General features: G+C 58.5%; 14 protein-coding genes and 1 pseudogene. 9 read left to right on the top strand and 6 right to left on the bottom strand.

Going from position 1 to position 16,129, the window contains the following annotated elements:
• Positions 1-28: 28 nt before the first annotated feature.
• The 6 genes from RBB47_RS20195 to RBB47_RS20170 all read left to right on the top strand — a co-directional run bounded on the left by RBB47_RS20195 (position 29) and on the right by RBB47_RS20170 (position 7,393).
• Positions 29-2,107 (top strand): alpha-galactosidase, encoded by a 2,079-nt coding sequence (locus RBB47_RS20195; RefSeq protein WP_305987686.1) that lies wholly within the window; start codon positions 29-31, stop codon positions 2,105-2,107.
• Between the two features lie 64 nt (positions 2,108-2,171).
• Entirely contained in the window at positions 2,172-2,936 is a 765-nt protein-coding gene (locus tag RBB47_RS20190) for an SDR family NAD(P)-dependent oxidoreductase (protein WP_305987685.1), read from the top strand.
• Entirely contained in the window at positions 2,933-3,853 is a 921-nt protein-coding gene (locus tag RBB47_RS20185) for a 2-dehydro-3-deoxygalactonokinase (RefSeq protein ID WP_305987684.1), read from the top strand. Before RBB47_RS20190 ends, RBB47_RS20185 begins: the two co-directional genes overlap by 4 nt.
• Positions 3,850-4,464, top strand: a complete 615-nt coding sequence (locus RBB47_RS20180) for a 2-dehydro-3-deoxy-6-phosphogalactonate aldolase (RefSeq protein ID WP_305987683.1) — start codon at positions 3,850-3,852, stop codon at positions 4,462-4,464. Before RBB47_RS20185 ends, RBB47_RS20180 begins: the two co-directional genes overlap by 4 nt.
• A gap of 5 nt (positions 4,465-4,469) precedes the next feature.
• Positions 4,470-5,309 (top strand): SMP-30/gluconolactonase/LRE family protein, encoded by an 840-nt coding sequence (locus RBB47_RS20175; RefSeq protein ID WP_305987682.1) that lies wholly within the window; start codon positions 4,470-4,472, stop codon positions 5,307-5,309.
• Between the two features lie 182 nt (positions 5,310-5,491).
• Positions 5,492-7,393 (top strand): beta-galactosidase, encoded by a 1,902-nt coding sequence (locus tag RBB47_RS20170; protein WP_305987681.1) that lies wholly within the window; start codon positions 5,492-5,494, stop codon positions 7,391-7,393.
• Positions 7,394-7,939: 546 nt separating this feature from the next.
• Here RBB47_RS20170 and RBB47_RS20165 read toward each other — a convergent pair.
• The 4 genes from RBB47_RS20165 to RBB47_RS20150 all read right to left on the bottom strand — a co-directional run bounded on the left by RBB47_RS20165 (position 7,940) and on the right by RBB47_RS20150 (position 11,979).
• Positions 7,940-8,611: a DsbA family oxidoreductase gene (locus RBB47_RS20165; protein WP_305987680.1), complete on the bottom strand. Its 672-nt coding sequence runs from the start codon at positions 8,609-8,611 to the stop codon at positions 7,940-7,942.
• Positions 8,604-10,547: a monovalent cation:proton antiporter-2 (CPA2) family protein gene (locus RBB47_RS20160; RefSeq protein WP_305987679.1), complete on the bottom strand. Its 1,944-nt coding sequence runs from the start codon at positions 10,545-10,547 to the stop codon at positions 8,604-8,606. The genes RBB47_RS20165 and RBB47_RS20160 overlap by 8 nt, the downstream gene beginning before the upstream one ends.
• Positions 10,547-11,164 (bottom strand): NAD(P)H-dependent oxidoreductase, encoded by a 618-nt coding sequence (locus tag RBB47_RS20155; protein WP_305987678.1) that lies wholly within the window; start codon positions 11,162-11,164, stop codon positions 10,547-10,549. Before RBB47_RS20155 ends, RBB47_RS20160 begins: the two co-directional genes overlap by 1 nt.
• A gap of 95 nt (positions 11,165-11,259) precedes the next feature.
• Positions 11,260-11,979: a glutathione S-transferase family protein gene (locus RBB47_RS20150; protein ID WP_305987677.1), complete on the bottom strand. Its 720-nt coding sequence runs from the start codon at positions 11,977-11,979 to the stop codon at positions 11,260-11,262.
• 202 nt (positions 11,980-12,181) lie between these two features.
• Between RBB47_RS20150 and RBB47_RS20145 the strand changes: the two genes are divergently transcribed.
• Complete coding sequence (locus RBB47_RS20145) at positions 12,182-12,553, top strand: helix-turn-helix domain-containing protein (protein ID WP_305987676.1); 372 nt, start codon at positions 12,182-12,184, stop codon at positions 12,551-12,553.
• Here the strand turns inward: RBB47_RS20145 and RBB47_RS20140 are convergent.
• Both RBB47_RS20140 and iolG read right to left on the bottom strand, forming a co-directional pair.
• A complete protein-coding gene (locus RBB47_RS20140) occupies positions 12,535-13,764 on the bottom strand; it encodes a Gfo/Idh/MocA family protein (RefSeq protein ID WP_305987675.1) in 1,230 nt (409 codons plus the stop codon). The two genes, RBB47_RS20145 and RBB47_RS20140, sit on opposite strands and share 19 nt — an antisense overlap.
• A gap of 63 nt (positions 13,765-13,827) precedes the next feature.
• A complete protein-coding gene (gene iolG / locus RBB47_RS20135; RefSeq protein ID WP_305987674.1) occupies positions 13,828-14,826 on the bottom strand; it encodes an inositol 2-dehydrogenase in 999 nt (332 codons plus the stop codon).
• Between the two features lie 116 nt (positions 14,827-14,942).
• Between iolG and RBB47_RS20130 the strand changes: the two genes are divergently transcribed.
• Positions 14,943-15,797 carry a MurR/RpiR family transcriptional regulator gene (locus RBB47_RS20130; RefSeq protein WP_305987673.1) on the top strand — a complete coding sequence of 285 codons (855 nt, stop codon included), beginning with the start codon at positions 14,943-14,945 and terminating at the stop codon, positions 15,795-15,797.
• A 141-nt stretch (positions 15,798-15,938) separates the two neighbouring features.
• Positions 15,939-16,129 (top strand): annotated as a pseudogene (locus RBB47_RS20125) (sugar ABC transporter substrate-binding protein); the annotation flags it as partial.

Here is a 16,129-nt window from a genome sequence, read left to right as displayed (position 1 = left end):
AACAAAAGAGAGTGTGGGAGTATTGGGAATGCAGGCGAGGACCTGGCATCTTTGCGATGCTCATCAAAGCCTGGTACTCGCCAGCTTCGGGGACCGTTTGCCTGAGGCAATTTATTGGGGCCCGCCGCTTCCGGAAGAAGAGTCGCTGCGTTCACTCGCAGCGGCTTCTGTGACTGACGTGACCGGGGGCATGGTTGACCGAAACGCCCCCATCAGCCTGAACCCCGAAGCGTCCCAGACGTTTCCAGGTCAAACAGGACTAACCGGGCGCGATGCCGACGGCAAACCGCTGACGCCTGCGTTTCGTTTTGCGAGCGAAGCCTCATCCGAGCACGGACTGACACTTGTCTACAAGGACACGTCACTTGATCTCACGCTTGCGTTTGAGTTGACGCTCGCCCCGGAAACGTCGCTGCTTCAGATGCAGACCCGGCTGGAAAGCGCAAACAAGATCACCGTTGACTGGCTCGCCGCCCCCGTGCTTCCGGTTCCGGCGCATATGGGCGAGATGATTGAATACTCTGGTCGCTGGTGTGCGGAGTTCCTGACCCGCCGGCTGCCGTTTGCGCCCGGAGCAAGAGTGCGCGACAACCGCACCGGCCGGACCGATCATGCGCATTTTCCGGCTCTGATCGTCTGCTCGAGCCAGACCGGCAACACGGCCGGGGAGGCTTATGCCTTCCACTACGGCTGGTCGGGCGGTCACCGGATGGTTGCCGAGGAACTGGCCGACGGCCGGCGTCAGGTCCAGTTCGGACATGCTTCTGCGAGCATGCAGAAGAACCATACGTTCTGCACGGCACCGCTCTATGCAACATATTCAGCGGCGGGCTTCAACGCAGCGGCAGTACGGTTTCAAAGGCATGTGCGCGACCATGTGGTTGCCGGAGCAAGACTGCCACGTCCCGTGCATTACAACAGTTGGGAAGCGGTCTATTTCGACCACAATCTCGATGAACTGAAATCAATAGCTTCCAGGGCGGCGGACCTGGGTGCCGAGCGGTTTGTGCTTGACGACGGATGGTTCGGTCTCAGGGACGACGACACGTCCTCCCTGGGCGACTGGGTGATTGACGCGAGGAAATACCCGGACGGACTGACCCCTCTGATCGATCATGTCAAATCGCTCGGCCTGGAATTCGGCATCTGGTTCGAGCCGGAGATGATCAACGAAAACAGCGACCTCTTCAGATCCCGGCCGGACTGGGTCCTCGGATCAAGTGAACAGGTCAGGGGACGCCAGCAATTGGTCCTCGACATGTCCCGAGAAGACGTGCGCGCGTATCTGTACGATTGCATTTCCGACCTGCTCGCGAACAATGACATCGGCTACATCAAGTGGGACCACAACCGCGTTCTGCCGGTGGTCGATGCCGCACAAACCGAAGGCGTCTACGCGCTGATCGACCGGCTGCGCGCCGACTTTCCGAACGTTGAAATCGAAAGCTGCGCATCGGGCGGCGGCAGGGTCGATCTGGGAATTTTGCAGCGGACGCAGCGGGTCTGGCTCTCCGACAGCAACGATGCCCTGGAACGACAGCGCATCCAGCACGACGCAGCCTTGTTCCTGCCGGCCAGCGTCACCGGATCCCATGTCGGACCTCGTGTCAGCCACACGTCCGGGCGGACAATCAACATGAAGTTCAGAGCCTGGACGGCGGCTCAGCGGCACATGGGTTTTGAGATGGACCCTCGCGAGCTGACAGACGAAGACGCCACCATATTGAAAGGCGTCACGGCATGGTGGAAGGCCAACAGGGACTGGATGCTCCGCGCGGATATCCTGAGGCTGGACAGTTCCGATCAAGCACTGATTGCCGAGCAGCAACTGGCCGAAGACGGTTCGCGATTTGTCGTTTTCGCCGCGCTTGTCCGCTCTTCCGTTCAGATCCTTCAGCACCCGCTCAGGCTGACCGGCCTGGATGCTGGCGCGCAATACAGGGTCGCCCTGACAAATCGCGACGATGCCCCGCACTTGTCACGCGGTTCACCGCTTCTGAAAGGAGAGAACCTAGTGGCAAGCGGGCAATACCTGATGTCCCATGGCCTCATCCTGCCCTGGCGTTTCCCGGAAACAATCTGGGTTTTGGAAGCTGAGCGGATCTGATCGGACGAGAGACAAAAGGCACGGATTTGAACCGGGCCGCGACAACACACTAAGGGAGCGTCATATGCACGCAAACTATCCGGATCTGAAAGGCAGATCGGTCTTCATCACCGGCGGTGGCTCGGGCATCGGTGCGGCCCTGACGAGCGGCTTTCTTGGCCAGGGGGCAAGGGTCGCGTTCGTACAGCGCTCCGACGCGACGGAATTCTGTGACGACATGGAGCGCCAACACGGCAACCGGCCGCTTTTTCTGCCTTGCGACATTTCAAATGTCACGGAGCTGAAGAACGCGATGGACAAGGCTGCCGAGACCCACGGACCCATTACCGTTCTGGTCAACAACGCCGCCAACGACAAACGGCACGCGACGGAAGACGTTGACGAAGATTTTTGGGACTGGTCCCAGGCAATCAACCTGAAGGCCTATTTCTTTGCCTGTCAGAATGTCATCTCGGGGATGCGGGTTGCCGGTGGCGGGTCGATTATCAATTTCACGTCGATTTCCTACATAATGGGCAATGCCGGTTATGCCGCCTACACCACGGCCAATTCCGGCATAAACGGCATGACCCGCAGCCTGGCGCGCGAGTTCGGACCTGAGAACATCCGGGTCAATGCGATCGCTCCTGGATGGGTGCTCACTCAGAAGCAAAAGGATTTGTGGGTGACGCCGGAGGCACTTGCGGCTCATATCGATCGTCAGTGCCTGAAGTTTGAACTCTCGCCGGACGATATGGTCGATCCGGTTCTTTTTCTTGCCGCGAAAACCAGCAGGGCAATGACTGGCCAATCCCTGGTCGTGGATGGTGGAGTTGTGGTGACGGGATGACCCCTCAGGCAAAGGCGGACTGGATTGCAGCGGATTGGGGCACGTCCAATCTCAGGATCTGGGCGCTGGATTCAGGCGGAGGCGAGCTGGCCCATCGAAGCTCCGGCAAAGGCATGGGCACGCTCGGCAGAGACGAGTTCGAGCCGGCCTTGCTCGAGCTGATCGAAGATGTCCTGCGACCCGATGCCAGGACACCTGTCATCATTTGCGGCATGGCCGGCTCCCGCCAGGGCTGGGCGGAAGCACCTTACAAGACCGTACCTTGCGCACCGCCTTCCCTGACCGACGCAACCCACGTCAAGGCGGAAGATCCACGTCTCGACGTGCGCATCCTGCCCGGCATCAAGCAACTGAAACCGGCGGATGTCATGCGCGGCGAGGAGACCCAAATCGCCGGCTTTCTCGCCGAAAACGCCGATTTCACTGGCACGCTTTGCCTGCCCGGCACGCATTCAAAGTGGGTCGCGCTTCAAGATGGCGTAGTTGAGCGTTTTCGCACCTGCATGACGGGCGAGCTGTTTGCACTTCTGTCCGCTCATTCCGTGCTGCGTCACAGTCTGTCGGAAAGTCAGCTGGACAATGCGGCCTTTGAGGTCGCCGTCCAGGAATGTGCCGAGAGGCCACAAGCGATTGCGGCGAACCTTTTCGGCATCCGCGCCGCCGGGCTCGTTGCAGACCTGTCTCCTGAAGCCGCAAGGGCACGTTTATCCGGCCTCCTTATCGGCGCTGAACTCGCCGCCATGAAGCAGGATTTCGATCTTTCCAAGGTCATGCTCCTTGGAAGCGACAAGCTTGCAAAGGCCTACCGGTCGGCACTTGGCTGTCTCGGGCACCAGGCGGTCCTTCTCGATGCTGACGCGATCACGCTGAGCGGCCTCTCACTCGCCTATTCTTCCTATCAAAAGGTCTCGTCATGAACCGCAATCTGATTGCCATTTTACGCGGGCTGACCCCGGCTGAAGCACTTCCTGTTACGGAATGCCTGATCGAGGCAGGCATTACTCGGATTGAAGTTCCGCTCAATTCACCGGACCCGCTGAAAAGCATAGAGGCCATGGTGAAAGCCCATTCGGGGAGCGCCCAGATCGGCGCCGGCACTGTTCTCTCGCCGGACCAGGTCCTGCAAGTCCGGTCGGCGGGTGGTTCGCTGATCGTCTCGCCGGACTGCAATCCCGACGTTATCCTCGCCACCAAGGCCGAGGACATGCTGTCCTATCCGGGTGTCATGACACCGAGCGAATGTTTCACCGCGCTGCGCAACGGAGCGGACGGCTTGAAATTCTTCCCCGCATCTCTCATTGGGCCGGACGGCTTGAAAGCAATGCTTGCGGTTCTCCCGAAGGGGACTGAAACCTATGCAGTCGGAGGTGCCGGGCCGGATAATTTCAAGGATTGGATCAAGGTCGGCACGACTGGATTTGGAATTGGCACGGCACTCTACAAACCCGGTCTCACAGTGCCCGAAATCAAGTCCCGCGCCGAAAATATCGTTCGCGCCTATGACGCGGCTGTTGAATCTGGCGGATAGGCGTGATGAGCATCATTTTCGATGATCGGCAGTGCACGCTCGGTGAAGGCCCCCTGTGGCACCCGGAGCGTCAGCAGCTGTTCTGGTTCGATATCCTGAACCGGCAATTGATGACACAGGAAAATGGAAGCCAGAAATCCTGGCAGTTCGAGGATTACGTCTCTGCCGCCGGCTGGGTCGGGAAGTCCGAATTGCTGATTGCAAGCGCGGCTGAGCTTTTCCTGTTTCACCTTGAAACCACGGCTAGGACGAAGCTCTGCGACCTTGAAGCGGACAATCCCGTGACCCGGTCGAATGACGGGCGCGCCGATCCGAAGGGCGGCTTCTGGATCGGGACAATGGGATTCAATGCCGAGCAAGGTGCAGGCTCCATTTACCGTTTCTACAAGGGCGAGCTGCGCAGGCTCTACGGTGGGATTACGATCTCAAATGCGATCTGCTTCGCTCCGGACGGCAAGACGGCTTTTTTCGCCGATACGGCGACACAGGCCATCCAGCAGGTCGAACTCGACGAGGAAGGCTGGCCCTCCGGCACACCGACACTTTTCACGGATCTTTCCGAAGGCGGATTTAATCCGGACGGCGCGGTTGTCGACAGCGAAGGACATCTTTGGAACGCGCAATGGGGAGCCAACCGCGTTGCAAGATACGCCCCCGACGGTAAATTCGTCGAGGAAATCACCTTTCGCGCCCGGCAGGTGTCCTGTCCGGCATTTGGCGGAGCAGAGCGCAAGACCCTGTTTGCAACCACCGCTGCCGATGGTCTGCTGGGTGACTGGGAGGGCAAGACTTTCTTCGCCGAAACTTCCGTTCGCGGGCAAGCTGAACACCGTGTCATTCTCTGAACAAGAATGTGATTTCGACTACCATCGACCGCCCTTGAAACAGACCCCTATCGGGTAGTCATCCCTGCGCAGACAGGGGCCGGTAGTCTTTTGTAAATGTCGTCGTTCTGGAAAGAGACATCCAGATTTCGGTCTTGGTGCAGGACCGCCAACCCGGATTGACGAGCAAGATGAGATCCAACATGAAGCGAACGCTTGGAACCTGCTATTACCCGGAACACTGGCCGGAGGAAATCTGGGAAGCAGATGCCCGCCGTATGGCGGAGAGCGGACTGACATGGGTTCGGGTTGGCGAGTTTGCATGGTCGCGCCTTGAACCTTCGTCCGGCGACTTGCAGTTCGACTGGCTCGATCGGGCAATTGAAGTCCTGGGGCGTGCGGGGCTGAAGGTCGTCCTCGGCACGCCAACCGCGACGCCTCCCAGATGGGTGCTGGATAAACATCCCGACATGCTTGCCCTCGACAACGAGGGCCGGTCGCGTGGCTTCGGCTCCCGGCGCCACTATTGTTTTTCGCACGAAGGCTACCGCGAGGAAAGTGATCGCATCGTTCGGCTTTTCGCGGAACGCTACGGCAAAAATCCTCACGTCGCAGCCTGGCAGACCGACAATGAATATGGCTGCCACGATACGACGCTATCTTATTCCAGCGCGGCCCGTACCGCCTTCAGGACCTGGCTCAAGAACCGCTACGGTTCTGTCGAAGCGCTCAACCGTTCCTGGGGCAACGTCTTCTGGTCGATGGAATATGCGTCTTTCGATGAAATCGACCTGCCCAACCTGACCGTCACCGAGCCGAACCCCTCGCACATGCTGGCTTTCCGCCGGTTTTCCTCCGATCAGGTGGCAAGTTTCAACAAACGGCAGGTGGAGATCATCCGAGCCCATTCGAAGGCACCGATCGGGCATAACTTCATGGGCCGCATCACCGAGTTCGATCACTTCAAGGTCGGAGATGACCTTGATATCGCGACCTGGGACAGTTATCCGCTCGGCTTCCTTGAAGACAGGGTTGGCGCGGAGACGAGTCATCAGCGCCTTTATGCCCGTCAGGGCGATCCGGATTTCCAGGCGTTTCATCATGATCTTTACCGCGCCGTCGGCAAGGGCCGCTGGTGGGTGATGGAACAGCAACCGGGTCCGGTGAACTGGGCACCTTACAATCCCGCACCGCTTCCCGGCATGATGCGGCTTTGGGCCTGGGAGGCTTTTGCTCATGGTGCGGAGGCGGTGTGTTATTTCCGCTGGCGGCAAGCTCCCTTTGCCCAGGAACAGATGCACGCCGGCATGCTGCGCCCGGATAATGCCGATGCGCCAGCTTTGCAGGCAGCCCGGCAGGTCGCGAGTGAATTGCGCGACGCGCCTGAAGTCCGCGTCAGGCAGGCCCCGGTCGCCTTGATCTTCGACTACGACGCCGATTTCGCCTGGGCGACCCAGCCCCACGGCGCTGGTCTCACCTATTTCCAGCTCGTCTTCGATGCCTATAGGGCGCTGCGCAAACTCGGTCTTTCGATTGACATTGTCCGCGCACAAACGCGGGACTTTTCAGGCTACAGCATCGTTGCTGCACCGGGCCTAATCTACATGCCTCAGGATCTGAAGCGCGCCCTTTCAGAGACCGAGGCGCATGTAGTATTGGGACCGCGGACCGCGGCGCGCAACGCCGACATGGTCATACCTGTTCCCTTGCCGCCGGATATGCCCAATCTGGATGTCACGGTCTCGTGCGTCGAAAGCATCCGTCCGGACATGCCGATGCCCCTCAAGGACGGCGGCAGCTTTGTCGGTTACCGCGAAGAGTTGGAAGGCTCGGCCGAGGTTGTTGTCGAGCTTGAAGACGGCCAGCCGGCTGCCATGCGTGCAGGCAATCTCACATATGTCGGCGGCTGGTGCGACGAAACCGCCTGGACCCGGCTCTTTCGGGATTTGTGCGACCAGGCTGGTATCGAAACGACACTGCTGTCTGGAGGGATCCGGTGCCGCGACGCGGGAGGCGTTAGGATCTGGACAAACTACGGCACGCAAGCCGCTGACACCCCGGCCGGACGTATCGATGCGGCAGGGGTTCTGTTTCAGGCGCTTTGAGCTGAGGCGATCAAACTTGAGGTAATTCTAAAGCACCACCTCGGCCTTCAGCCCGGGTAGGGGCTAAAACGTCCACACATCCTACGATTTCGCCGTTTGCCCCTGACCCTTCCCACAAGCAAGGAAGGGAATTAAGCGGTGCGGAGAGAATTACAAGTCGGGACGATCCGAAAAACCACCCCATCGTCAACAATTCACTTAAGCTGACGACAAAGCGGTTGGACGCTCCATTTGAATAGCGCTCAACACCACCCTCGTCACCCTGAGGAGGCGCGTGGCGCCGTCTCGAAGGATGGCGGCATACTCCGGAGTGCGTGGCCCATCCTTCGAGACAGACCTGACGGTCTTCCTCAGGATGAAGGAGGTTCCTCGCAGCGAACCCCTCGATCCACCTCTCCGCAAGGGTGTATGTGGAATATTTTGACCAACAACAGACCTCACACCCAACCCAATAAACAACGCAAGCCGGGTGCCCTCATAGACAGGGACAACGACGGTGAAATCGACGCTTGCCTCAAGATTTCAGCACCGTCCTTTGCTGTTTCTTCACGCAGCCGCGCCGCTCACAAGCTGGCGGATGATGGCCGTATAATTGTCGACGCCCTGCGCTCCCGTTACCAGGTGCTGCCGATCGAAAATTACCGCTGGTACGCCGTGAATGCCGTTCTGGGTCCAGAATTGCTCTTCCTGACGGACCTGATCCGCAAAACGGCCATCCTCCAGAACCATTTCGGCCTCCGCGCGATCAAGATCCACACTCTCCGCGACGTCCGCCAGAATGCCATTGTCATTCAGGTTTTTGCGCTCCTGAAAATACGCCGCGAACAATGCCATTTTGAGAGCATGTTCCTTACCCTCGTGGGCGGCCCAGTGCAGCAGCTGATGCGCCTTGTACGTGTTCGCCATGCGCATGTCGTCCGTGAACCTGAATTCGAAACCGAGCCCGGCGCCGATCTCGGTCAGACGCTCACGCGCTGCCTGCGATTGCTCCCGCGTCGACCCGTATTTGCGCATGATGTGCTCACGCAGATTTTCGCCCTCCGCCGGCATTTCCGGATTGAGTTCAAACGGGTGCCATTTGACGGCGGCGGAAACCCCCGTCTGCGTAATTGCCTTTTCCAGCTGCTTGAAACCGACGATGCACCATGGGCAAACGACATCGGAGACGATATCGATTTGCAGGACATTTTCCATATCGAGGTCAGACAGATCAGCCACGGCTTTCTTCTCCTTCCGGCTCCAGTCCCAGGGTCGCGTCGCTCTTCGGCGGCGGGTTCCAGCCCCGTTCCGTCCGTTCATGACGTTCTTCGCCACGATCGACCCTCATGATTTCATACAGCGTTTCCGCATGCGCCCGCATCGCATCAAGATAGGACTTGTCGACGCCGCCGTCGTTGTAATTCTCGCGCAGATCGTCAAGCATCGCGAAGTCGTGATTGCGGAATTCCTTTGCCTTGGTCCTTGCCCGGAACGGATGGCTGCCAAGTGCGACCAGGGCCTGCCTTCCCAGCGCCAAGGCACCTTCAAAGACTTCCCGTTCTGCAATATGCGCCCCGACATTCTCAAGCTCGTAAACGTGGTGACGGTCTCGCGCCCTGGCAAGGATCTTCACCTTCGGGTAGGTCTTGGCGACGTGCTCGACCACAAGTGTCTGCTTGTCGCGATCATCAATTGCGGCAATGAACAGGTCAGCATCGCCGACCCCTGCGGCGTGAAGCAGATCGGGCCGGGTCGCATCGCCATAAAACGTTCTCATGCCGACCTTGCTGAGGTTCTCAACCGTCTGCGGATCGTGGTCCAAAATGACGACGTCGTATCCGCTGGTCAGCAAAAGGCGCCCCACGATCTGACCAAAGCGCCCCATACCCACGATCACCACCCGGCCCTTGCTGTCGATGACATCCGGTTCCCGAACGGACTTGGAAGACGCTCTTGGAGCGACAACCTTTTCGTAGAGTATGAACAGAGCCGGTGTCAGCAGCATCGAGATGGCGACAACAAGGGTCATGGTTTGCAGCAGACTTTGCTCAAGTGCGCCGGAGCTGCTCGCAAAACCAAACAGCACAAAGGCGAACTCTCCGGCCTGGGCGAGCCCGAGCGCAAACAGCCAGCGGTCCGGTCCCTCCAGACGGAAAAGTGTACCAAGGCCGAACAGCAACGCGAATTTGACGGCCATCAGACCAAGCGCCAAACCGAAAATCGTCACCGGTGCTCCGAACAGCAGATTGAAATCGATCCCGGCGCCAACCGTCAGAAAAAACAGGCCGAGCAGCAGCCCTTTGAAAGGCTCGATGTCGCTTTCCAGTTCATGCCGGTAGTCGCTGTCAGACAAAACGACGCCCGCAAGAAACGTTCCGAGTGCCGGAGACAGTCCGACAAAGTCCATCAGAAGGGCGATTCCGATAACAAGCAGGAGCGCGGTCGCGGTGAAGATTTCGCGCAGATGGGCTTCGGCAATAAACCGGAAAACCGGTCTAAGCAGGTGCCGGCCGGCAATGATAATCGCAATGATAACCGCGAAAATCACCAGTGCCTGGGCCCATCCGGGCAACGCGGCAAGGGCTTCACCGCCATGCGCGCCGCCGCCTTCATGTCCCGACGCGCCATGCCCGTCGGAATGCGCTGCATCGTGACCGGATGCATGCCTGACAGCCAGAAGCGGCAGCACGGCGAGCATCGGGATCACGGCAATATCCTGCGTCAGCAGCACGGAAAACGAGCTCTGGCCACCCTGTGTCTTGAGCCAGCCCTTTTCGTTCAGCGTCTGAAGCACAATCGCAGTCGACGACAATGCGAGGATCATGCCGAGCGCTAGGGCGCCCTGCCAGGCAAGTCCGAAAGCGAGAGCAATTCCGGCAAAGACTGCGGTTGTGCCGACGACCTGCAATCCGCCGAGACCGATCAACTGCTTTCGCATCTTCCAGAGCACGGCGGGCTGCAGTTCCAGGCCGACCAGGAACAGCATCATCACGACCCCGAATTCGGCGAAATGCTGCACTTCGGTTGTCTCGGACCCGACAATGCCGAGCACGGGACCGATAACGACGCCGGCAATCAGATAACCGAGAACGGATCCCAGGCCCAGCCGGTTGGCGATCGGGACGGCAATCACGGCCGCGCAAAGATAGACAAACGCATCGCTGAGAAGTTCCATCAGACTCCCTCCGCCTTCAGGATGAAATCGTCAAGAACGTCGGTCATGACATCGGTTCGTGCCGCCTGCTCAAGATCCAGCCGACCTGCCACGAGTGCTTTCAAAAGGTCGTCATAGGCATTGCGGTGCACATCAAGGCGCCCCTCTTCCACCGCACGCCCGGCCCCAAACAAGACAAACGGCGCAAGATATTTCATCCGGCAAAGGTCTGCGGTCTTCTCAAAAGGAGCCAGCAGGCTGCGCAAATCGGCGTGGTTCATACCCTCCTCGGAATAGGCGGCATGCTTGGCACCGGTGGTCACCGCATTCATGAAAACCTTGTCGTCGAGCTCGTGCCCGTGTTGGCCGTAGGCGAACCCGTATTCCAGAACAAGGTCTTGCCATTCCTTCATGATCGAGGGGGCTGAATACCAGTAAAGCGGATGCTGAAAGATTATCACGTCATGTTCGACAAGCTGTGCCTGTTCGGCATCAACATCGATGTTGAAGTCCGGATATCGCGCATAAAGATCAACGGCGGTAACACCCTGCACGGCCTGCGCCGTTTCAAACATCGGATAATTCACTTCCGACCTGTCCGGTCTCGGATGTGCAAAAAGAACCAGTACCTTGGCCAAGGAAACCCCCGCTCGTCCAAATGAATCGAGGCGGCAGAGCCGCCCAGACCAGTCATCGTGTTTGCTCAGGTGACAAAAGCTGTCAAAGCTTCACGTTATGTGGCTTTCACATCGCTTGCAAAGCGTGCCGCATTTTCCTTCAGGAATTCAGACTCATCCGCATGCCCCCAAAACGCCGGCTGGGCCTTTGGAATTGTCAGTGCCTTTTGCACCGCCGGGCGGGCGTCTATCCGGTCGAACCAGTCGTTGAGATGGTCGAGCCCGTCTACCGAAACCTTTGCCCAGACATAGGCCCGCGCCCAGGGATAGGTGGCCATGTCCGCAATGGTGTACGTGTCGCCGGCAAGCCATTCCCGTCCGTTCAACCGGGTGTTCAACACCTCTAGCAAACGCCGGGTTTCATCGACATACCGCTTGATCGAAAACGGTTCCTCGTGCCCGTTTGGAGCCGCGATGCGCTGGAAGTACATGGCCTGCCCCATCATCGGCCCGATCCCACCCATCTGGAACATCAGCCACTGCAGCACTTCCGACTTCACTTTGGGTTCTTCCGGCAGGAATTGCCCGTATTTTTCAGCCAGGTACCACAAGATGGCGCCGCTTTCGAACACTGCAAAATCACCATTGCTCCGGTCGACAATGGTCGGAATGCGGCCGTTCGGGTTCAGCTTCATATAGTCGGGTGCCTTCTGCTCCTTCTTTGCAAAATCAACGAAGGTCAGGTCATAGGGCACGCCGGCTTCCTCCAGAAAAATGACCGGCTTGTAGCCATTCATGGTAGCGGCGGTGTAAAGGTGAATATCAGGCTGCGTCATGCTCTGCTCCCTCTTCAAGTCTCTTTGCAAACGTATCTGCGTGCGAACCCTTCCGCTCAAGTCATCCGGATAGCTGCCGCATTCTGCACCGCTCACGTGACCGGATCTTGATTTCGGCGAAGAGATGAGGGACAAGGTAACAAAAATCAACCAGTATACTTTTGGTAACCTGATTGATTGCATTTGCGAGCGGAGCAGTCACATGACAGGACGCCTGAAAACCGAAGGCCGTCGCAGGATCGTTGTCGAGGCCTGCACCGAGCCCTGCCCCATAGAACGCGGGATGCGCATTCTCGGCGGCAAATGGACCGGGTCCCTCCTCTGGCATTTGAAGGATGGTCCGGTTCGGTTCAACGACTTGTCGAGAATGCTGGGCGGCGCCAGCAAAAAGATGATCGCCGAGCGCCTGAGGCAACTTGAGGAACGCCGGCTTGTCACCAGGACGGTCCTCAGAACGGCGCCCGTTTCCGTGGAATACGAAATAACAGAGTTCGGCAGAACCGCACTCGGCTTCCTGGACGCGCTCCGGATCTGGAGCGAATCTTTGCCAGAGGATCAGATGGAAGCGATCTGAACCCGGCGTCCATCTTCACCGGAAGCTGCGATCGCGTGGATCACCGCTTCGAAATGCAGGGCTTCCTTGAAGGAAGGTACGGCCTGTCGGCCCTCCACGATGGACCGGAGGAATTCGTGCACCTCGATCACCTTGAGATCGTTGAAGCCGAGCTGATGGCCGGCTGCCGGAACGAACTGACCGTAAGGTGGATGAGCAGGACCCGTCAGCAGGGTTTTGAAGCCCTGTTCAGCGAGCGGGCCGCGATTTTGATAGAGCCTGAGTTCGTTCATCCGTTCCTGGTCGAACGTGATCATACCTTCCGTGCCATGGACCTCGAAGCCGATATAGCTCTTTCGGCCCCAGGCACTCCTGGATGTTGAAATGACGCCGTGCACCCCGTTTTCAAATGTCAGCAATGCAGAAGCAATGTCTTCGTTTTCAACATCCCGCCGTTCGCTTGAGCCATCGCCCATCGGCCGGGTGGCGTGAACGGTCTTGGTCTCCGCAATCAGGCTTTCAATCGGACCGACCAGAGCCGTTGCGAGTGAAACCAGATGACAGCCAAGATCCCCCAGCGTGCCAAGTCCCGCATCGGCCTTGGTAGCGCGCCAGGTCCAGGCAAGGTCCGGATCGGCCTGATAGTCCTCATCGACCATTCCGCGGAAGTGAACAACCCGTCCGATCGCGCCATCGGCGATCAGTTTCTGCGCATGCTGGAATGCGGGATTGTGCAGGTAATTATATCCAACGATCGTCTTGGAACCCGCCGTTTCGGCGAGCGCAAGCATCTTCTTTGCGTCTTCGAGCGTCAGCGCCATCGGCTTTTCAAGATGGACATGCTTGCCGGCCTCAATCGCTGCCATGGCCATGTCCTTGTGCACCTTGTTCGGCGTGGTAATGCACACGATATCGACCTTGGGATCGGCGATCAGATCTCTCCAGTCATCCGTCCCCCGGGCAAAACCGAACTGATCGGCAAAGCTGTCCGCCTTGTCGGCGGGAACGTCGCACAGAACCTCCAGACGGGTTTCCGGCACATCGCCAAAAACGGCCCGCACCGAGCCATAGGCCAATGCGTGACATTTTCCCATGAAACCTGTGCCGATCAATCCAATGCCGAGGCTGTCCATTTCCAGTGATCCTTCTTTGCGATCTGCCAGATCTACGCCTTCATCCTGAGGAGGACCTTCAGGTCCGTCTCGAAGGATGGGCGGCAAACTCCAAGGCAATTGGCCCATCCTTCGAAACAGCACCGAAGCGCGTCCTCGGGATCAAACCGAGTGGTTTAAAGCTCAGATTTCGTCAACGCCGACCGAACGTCGCTCGGCGACCGATTTCAGGGCCGCTTCCGCCAGTGTCAGGGCCTTGAGACCGTCTTCACCGGACGGATGCGGCGCCACATTGTTCTCGATCGCATAGACGAAGGCGGCGATTTCCGCTGCATAGGCCTCCGTGTAGCGGGTCATGAAGAAGTCGTGCAGCGGTGGCCGCACATAGCCTTCGGCAGTCGCAACCTCGATGGCGACGGGACGCTGGTTTTCCGCGGCAACCGCCCCTTTTGACCCGTGCACCTCGATGCGCTGGTCATACCCGTAGGTGGCACGCCGGGAATTGGAGATCGAACACTGCTTGCCGGACGCGGTCGTCAGAACCACCATGGCGCTGTCGTAGTCGCCGAGTTTACCGATCTCCGGATCCACGAGCACGGATGCGGTGGCATAAACTGTCGTGACTTCCTCGCCGAGCAGAAAGCGGGCCATGTCGAAGTCGTGGATTGTCATGTCGCGGAAGATCCCGCCGGATTTTTGGATGTAAGACGGCGGCGGTGCCCCCGGATCGCGGGAAATGATCTGAACCATTTCAACCTCACCGATCCTGTCTGCGTCGATGGCCGCGCGTACGGCCTGAAAATGCGGATCGAAACGCCGGTTGAAACCGAGCATCAGCACGGCGTCGCATTCCTCCACCGTTTTCAGACACGACTTCGTCCGCTCAATGGAAAGGTCTATCGGCTTTTCGCAGAAGATCGCTTTTCCGGCGCGGGCGAATTGCTCGATCAGATCGGCATGCATGTCTGTGGGCGTGCAGATGATGACGGCATCGACATCTTCGGCACCCGCGATCGCGTCGATCGTGTCAACGCGCGCATCATGCTCTTTGGCGAGCGCGCTGGCCGCCTCTTCGAACGCGTCAACGACCGCGACCAGATTGGCCCCATCCGTTGCATCGATGGCCTTGGCGTGAACCTTTCCGATACGTCCAGCCCCTAACACGGCGACATTAACGGTCATGGTTTTTCCTTTCAGGACGGCGGCACACACGGCTCGAGCCGGCAACTTGCCATTTTAGAATAAAAATTCCAAAATCACTTTCCACGAAACGTGTCAAGCCGGAAAAGTAGAATTCGATGAAAGATGTCAAGCAGCATACGTTGGAAACTCCGGCAAATGCAAACGCTGCCCCCGACACGATAGACGCCTTCTTCGCCCGACTTGGCGACACTGCGGAAGACTTGCCAAAACGGCTGAAGCAGTTTGCCGACTTCATTGCCGCGAACCCGGATCGGGTCGCGGTTTCAACGGTCGCAGAGCTTGCGCAAGGTGCAGATGTCCAGCCGTCCGCGGTGATGCGTTTCTGCCAGGAGATGGGGTTTTCCGGCTTCTCCCAGATGCAGAAACTGTTCCGGTCGAGCTATTCGCAAAAATGGCCGGACTACGCGACGCGGCTCGAGAAACTGCGCGAGCACGGCGCGGAGTCGCCGTCAGCCCTGCTTGCCGAATTTGTCGAGGTCGGGCGCGCCTCGCTGGAAAGCCTGATGACGACCGTTGATCCGCGCGATCTTCAGCAGGCGGTCGACGTCCTGGCTCGCGCCGAAACCATTCACGTCATCGGCTTCCGCCGCGCCTTTCCCGTCACCTCCTACCTCGCCTACGCGTTCGAAAAGATGGATGTTCCGGCCGTGCTGCATTCAGGGCTTGCGAATATCAACATGGAACACCTTATCCGGCCCAACGACGCAGTGATCGCCGTCACCTTTGCGCCTTACACCCAGATGACTCTCGACCTTGCGGCAAAGGCCCGGGAAACCGGTGCAGACATCGTCGCCATCACGGATGTCGTCACGAGCCCGCTTGCCAGGTTCAAGACGATTCAGCTTCTGGTCTCGGAAATGGACGTCGGTGCGTTCAGGGCATTGTCGGCAAGTCTTTCTCTGGCCATCACTTTGGCTGTTTCCGTCGGGGCGCAACGCAAGCAATTTTGACCTTTTTGGAAAAAATCTGTTGCATAAATTCAAAAATAGAATTTAAATTCCAAAAGTGGCGACTGCATCTCAACGCCACCATCGACTTCTGAAGTCGCGGGCGGAAGTCATGGCCCGCGTGATTTGTTCTGGGAGGAACGCATGAAGAAGACACTCATTGCGATGGCTGCTGCAGCTGTTGCATTTACGGGTTTTAGCGCGCCGTCGTTTGCGGAAGGCGAGCGTTTTGTATTGGTGAGCCACGCGCCTGACAGCGACAGCTGGTGGAACACGATCAAGAACGGTCTTGCGCTTGCTGGTGAGCAGGTTGGCGCTGAGGTTGAGTACCGCAA

This window comes from Roseibium sp. MMSF_3544, assembly GCF_030732845.1.
Taxonomy (GTDB): Bacteria; Pseudomonadota; Alphaproteobacteria; order Rhizobiales; family Stappiaceae; genus Roseibium.
The sequence above is the reverse complement of the archived record's forward strand: the minus strand, read 5'-3'. Positions and strand labels throughout refer to the sequence as shown.

Excerpts from the sequence above, each read along its gene's own strand:
- RBB47_RS20180 (WP_305987683.1), top strand. The coding sequence starts at position 3,850 with ATGAACCGCAATCTGATTGCCATTTTACGCGGGCTGACCCCGGCTGAA.
- RBB47_RS20170 (WP_305987681.1), top strand. The coding sequence starts at position 5,492 with ATGAAGCGAACGCTTGGAACCTGCTATTACCCGGAACACTGGCCGGAG.
- RBB47_RS20130 (WP_305987673.1), top strand. The coding sequence starts at position 14,943 with ATGAAAGATGTCAAGCAGCATACGTTGGAAACTCCGGCAAATGCAAAC.
- RBB47_RS20185 (WP_305987684.1), top strand. The coding sequence starts at position 2,933 with ATGACCCCTCAGGCAAAGGCGGACTGGATTGCAGCGGATTGGGGCACG.
- iolG (WP_305987674.1), bottom strand. The coding sequence starts at position 14,826 with ATGACCGTTAATGTCGCCGTGTTAGGGGCTGGACGTATCGGAAAGGTT.
- RBB47_RS20190 (WP_305987685.1), top strand. The coding sequence starts at position 2,172 with ATGCACGCAAACTATCCGGATCTGAAAGGCAGATCGGTCTTCATCACC.
- RBB47_RS20160 (WP_305987679.1), bottom strand. The coding sequence starts at position 10,547 with ATGGAACTTCTCAGCGATGCGTTTGTCTATCTTTGCGCGGCCGTGATT.
- RBB47_RS20175 (WP_305987682.1), top strand. The coding sequence starts at position 4,470 with ATGAGCATCATTTTCGATGATCGGCAGTGCACGCTCGGTGAAGGCCCC.
- RBB47_RS20145 (WP_305987676.1), top strand. The coding sequence starts at position 12,182 with ATGACAGGACGCCTGAAAACCGAAGGCCGTCGCAGGATCGTTGTCGAG.
- RBB47_RS20195 (WP_305987686.1), top strand. The coding sequence starts at position 29 with ATGCAGGCGAGGACCTGGCATCTTTGCGATGCTCATCAAAGCCTGGTA.
- RBB47_RS20150 (WP_305987677.1), bottom strand. The coding sequence starts at position 11,979 with ATGACGCAGCCTGATATTCACCTTTACACCGCCGCTACCATGAATGGC.